Raw genomic sequence first — 4231 nt, forward strand, 5'->3', positions numbered from 1 at the left:
TTGAGAGAAGCCGGAAAGGAGGTGACGGTTCACCGGGAGGAGGTTATACCTGACCAATTTTACAGGAGAAAAAAGACTTGACCAAATCGGCCCCATGCCGGTCGGGCCGACCAGGGTAGAGAAACCTGTAAACGGATCAAGGATTCGGAGTTCGGAAGGATAGCATGGCCCCGTAATCCCCGTACCATAGAGAGTGGAGCCGACGAACTCAAGTCCGTTGAAAGCATAGCCGTTGTACACAGGCTCAGTGGTCGGTGCGCCGTTACAGATGTTGAAACCCTGATCTATGAAGCTGCCGTCAGAGCCCTGAACCCAGGCGTTGCCCGTCAAGTTGTCGAACTCGATTTCCGTTGCCCCACTGCCCTCGCCATCGTACCCGTAGGTTGGCAGATCGTAGACCCAAATCCCCTCTCCGCTGACCAGCTCTACTATGTAGAACAACTGTCCATCAGTGGTGCAGCCCAACAACACCCCGCCATTTTCATTTCCCGCGGCGGGTGAGACTTGGAGCAAACCGAATGCCACTGACAGTGCCAACATGCCTGCCAACGCAACTACTTTCACACCACTAGCCTGACGCATACACGCCTCCTTTGTCCGAACTGCCTGCCAAGCTTAGCCGCCTTATGTGCGGCCGATGCCAGGAGGGCTGCAAAAAGCCACCGGGATGCATCATTCAGACACATCCTCGGTCCGCCCATGATACGTAGGATTATAAGCCTGATTCGCTTGAAAGTCAATGAAATAGGACTACGCAAATTAGATTGATTTTCGACTTGGCAGCTCCAGATGTTTGTGCAGCTCGCCTAACTTATCAGCTTTGCTTAGTCTTCGATCGGGCGAGACGTATCAGTGATTCAGTAGCCGGCAATTCGTATCCGTTGTCAGAGACGTAGTAGTCGCCTTCTTCTGAACGGCGGAGACTGACAATGAGATTCTCCCCAACTGGCGGGCCTTCTGAAGGAGCTTCGCGGAAAACGAAATACTCTATCGTACTGTACTTGTCACCCTTATAAGTCTCGATAACTTCTGCCTGTACCTTGAATACTACGTAGCCGAGCTCTCCAGAGTCCGAAAGGATTTCCCTGTTTTTCTCAACCCTGGCTATCTTTATGTGAGCTGTATAAGGTGTCTCTCTGAGATTGGACAACAGAAGCTGTTCGTACAACGAATGATCGGCGGCTCCCCGAAAAACAGAGCATCCGGAGACTATGATCAGCATCAATGCGGGAACCAGTCTCATACTACCCAAGCCCATCTCGAAGTTTGTCAGAGGGATGTCATGCTAAGCATTGTTGGTTCTGAGTATAGCCCGGGCGCAACCTGGTGGCAATCTGGCTCCAATTCCGGAGGCATCCCGGTGCAATTGATGCGCACAGGTACACCGCGGTCCTGCGGAATTGTATTGAAGCGCCCACGACCTCAAGGTATAATCTCAAATCGAGATTGAAAGTATGAGCGAAGTGTCTTGCTCATTTCTCTCTGCAGTCTGGGAGCGCACTTCGTTCTTCTGACTACCCGGGGAGGTTCCCGAGCGGCCAAAGGGAACAGACTGTAAATCTGTCGGCGAAGCCTACGGAGGTTCGAATCCTCCCCTCCCCACCACCTGAATGCCGGCGCACCCTCAGAGAGATCGGTATGGTACAAACATGAAACTCAACGAAGAACAGACCGCCAGATTGCGTCAGCTCGCCGAGCGCGAGGGAATCAGCTTGCTTCTCCTTTTTGGATCTGCTGTCACTGAGAAGATTCATGCTGACAGCGATGTGGATGTTGCGGTGCTGTTTCAAGGGGAGCGAAATCTGACCGGTGCAGAGTACTCTGAGCTGGTTCACGAACTTCAGGAACTCTTTCCAGATCACCCCGTGGACCTTGGCGTGATCAACCATGCGGATCCACTCTTCTTAGGGAAAATCACCGAGAACTGTCAGATTCTTTACGGCATGCCTCAAACGCTTCAGAAACTCAAGATATATGCATTTAAGCGCTATCAAGATCATCGCCGCTATTTCGATTTGGAGCAAAAATATGTAGAGAAGTTCCTAAAAACACGGAAGGCGGCTTCGTGATTGACCGGACGCTTGTCATCCGAAAGATAAGCCTCATCAGCAAGGACCTGAACGCACTCGAACCCTATGCTGCGCTCTCACTCAACGACTATCTCAAAGATTCCATCAATGAAGTTCTGGTCGAACGATACCTTGAGCGTATGATCGGCAGGATGATTGACATCAACTATCACCTGATCACGGAACTTGATCATCCGCCCCCGAAGGATTACTTTGAATCCTTTGTGGAACTTGGGCGGCTTGGCGTTCTGGAGCCTGAGTTCGCGAGGTCTGCAGCTCAAGCGGCCGGTCTCCGAAACCGAATCGTGCATGAATACGATGAGATTGATGAGCAAAAGGTCTACGAAAGTCTCTTGACTGCGGCGAAAGACATCCCCACCTATCTCCAGGCAGTGCATGTCTTCGTTGAAAGGGCCTCTAAAGAGTAACGCTGCGTTTACTAACGGCCGTTCCAGAAACCTGAACCCGGCTACTTGAGAACCACCATCTTGCGGACTGATGTGAACGCCCCGGCGTTCAGGCGGTAGAAGTAGATTCCGGAGGAAACTTCCTGGCCGGCTTCGCTGCGGTAGATGTTGAAGCCAATTGTGTTCACCTCGGATGCAGTGCGCCAGTACAGGGTGATGCCCTGCGGCGTGGGAGCTGCGCTGAAGGATGCAAGTTCGACCGGGACTATCTCAATCGTGTTGCAGATTGGGAAGTTCGTATTCAGGACAGTTGAAGTTGGCGAGATCACATACGTTGAATCCCTGAGGCAGAGGCCAATGGTGTGCAAAGGATTCGCTTCCTCCGCAATGTCAAGAACGAGAAGCAGTTTCTCTCCCGTGGGCCCTACCTTGAAGGACATCCCGGTCACGGTTGCCGTGCGGGCGCTCTCCGCATCCGCGTGGAATTTCGTTGAAGCCCTCAAGATTTGTACGTATAATTCCGCTCAGATAATTTGCCCGGTCATGCCAAGAGATGCAGTTTGACCATCCTAGAACTCCGCGGCTTCTTGTCTGTTGCGCCTACTGGATGGCTTGGGCGAGGTTGCCGAGCGGCCAATCATTTGCCTGGGGTACTAAATTCAAGTCCGGCGGCAACATCGGTCAAATACTCTTCCAGAAAGACGAGATGCCAGACCGGACCACTGAAGAGACTCGAAATATGGGTCACCTATGAGGCTTGATCGAGGACAGATTGAGATAATGGAGGACTCTATGGCCGAGGTGCTGCGTTTGAAAACTCCTGCGCAGCGCATAGCAATTGGATTCGCATTGTGGACGTCTGCACGACGAATGCTGACGGCACACCTAAGGACCAGCCACGCAGACTGGGACGAGCGGCGCATTCAGTCCGAGGTTGCGAAAAGGCTTTCTCATGGAACTGCATGAACTTCTCCGCAAGGTTGTTGAGACATTCGAGAATCTGCAGATCCCATACCTGATAACTGGCTCGGTCGCCAGTATGGCTTATGGAGAACCCCGGCTTACAAACGATATTGACCTCGTGGCACAGATAGCCAAGGACAACGTAGGCGGGTTGATGAAGGCCTTTCCATCGACTGAGTTCTATATCAGTGAAGAGATGATCAGAGAGGCGATTGACCGGTGCGGTCAGTTCAATATCATCCATCCAGTTTCGGGGCTCAAGGTAGATGTCATGATTAAGCAGAGTACGCCATTCGACGAAAGCAGGTTCAGGCGGGTGCGCCAAATCTCTCCTGCGGAATCCTATCAAGCCAATTTTGCCTCACCTGAGGATGTAATTATTAAGAAGATGGAGTATTACCGGGACGGCGGTTCGGAGAAACATCTTCGGGATATTACAGGCATTCTGATAATCAGCGAGAATGAAGTGGATCGAGGCTACATTTCAGAGTGGACAAGGCGTCTGAATCTGGATGAAATCTGGGAGGCAGTCCAGAAACGTCTCGGGGACAAGTCTTAGGTCATGCTTCATAGCTTATCGGGCCATCCGATGGTGCCCGAAAGCTGCTCACTCGCTAATCAACCAGCCAAATGCAATAGCCTTGACCGGCAGCTCCACCAAAACAACAATTGAAACCAGAATCTTTTCTAACATATACTAGTGTGCCGTCCCAGAAATAACTTTGCGAAATGCAGGTCGTTTCATGAGGCACACTGCCAGGGGGTATGAGGGGGTCGTGGCCGACCCCCTCA

The 4231-nt window shown here is 51.8% G+C and carries 6 protein-coding genes and 1 tRNA gene; 4 read left to right on the plus strand and 3 right to left on the minus strand.

The genetic code is table 11. The annotated features are described in order from the left end of the window. Together QME66_12725 and QME66_12730 are read right to left on the minus strand one after the other, a co-directional pair. The coding region (locus tag QME66_12725) for a hypothetical protein (protein MDI6809820.1) at window positions 1-582 on the minus strand (582 nt) is incomplete at its 3' end. Between the two features lie 232 nt (window positions 583-814). Next, window positions 815-1243, minus strand: a complete 429-nt coding sequence (locus QME66_12730; protein ID MDI6809821.1) for a hypothetical protein — start codon at window positions 1241-1243, stop codon at window positions 815-817. Window positions 1244-1520: 277 nt separating this feature from the next. Between QME66_12730 and QME66_12735 the strand changes: the two genes are divergently transcribed. From QME66_12735 to QME66_12745, 3 genes are all read left to right on the plus strand, one after another. After that, window positions 1521-1605 (plus strand) — tRNA-Tyr (locus tag QME66_12735). A 44-nt stretch (window positions 1606-1649) separates the two neighbouring features. Continuing rightward, window positions 1650-2069, plus strand: a complete 420-nt coding sequence (locus tag QME66_12740; protein MDI6809822.1) for a nucleotidyltransferase domain-containing protein — start codon at window positions 1650-1652, stop codon at window positions 2067-2069. Then, complete coding sequence (locus QME66_12745) at window positions 2066-2497, plus strand: DUF86 domain-containing protein (GenBank protein MDI6809823.1); 432 nt, start codon at window positions 2066-2068, stop codon at window positions 2495-2497. The genes QME66_12740 and QME66_12745 overlap by 4 nt, the downstream gene beginning before the upstream one ends. 41 nt (window positions 2498-2538) lie before the next feature. On the opposite strand, the gene QME66_12750 is transcribed toward QME66_12745, so the two are convergent. After that, window positions 2539-2979 carry a hypothetical protein gene (locus tag QME66_12750; protein ID MDI6809824.1) on the minus strand — a complete coding sequence of 147 codons (441 nt, stop codon included), beginning with the start codon at window positions 2977-2979 and terminating at the stop codon, window positions 2539-2541. Window positions 2980-3428: 449 nt separating this feature from the next. Here QME66_12750 and QME66_12755 point away from each other — a divergent pair, with 449 nt between their 5' ends. After that, window positions 3429-3998 (plus strand): hypothetical protein, encoded by a 570-nt coding sequence (locus tag QME66_12755; protein MDI6809825.1) that lies wholly within the window; start codon window positions 3429-3431, stop codon window positions 3996-3998. Window positions 3999-4231 lie beyond the last annotated feature (233 nt).

It is taken from the genome of Candidatus Eisenbacteria bacterium, assembly GCA_030017955.1.
Classification (GTDB): domain Bacteria; phylum Eisenbacteria; class RBG-16-71-46; order JASEGR01; family JASEGR01; genus JASEGR01.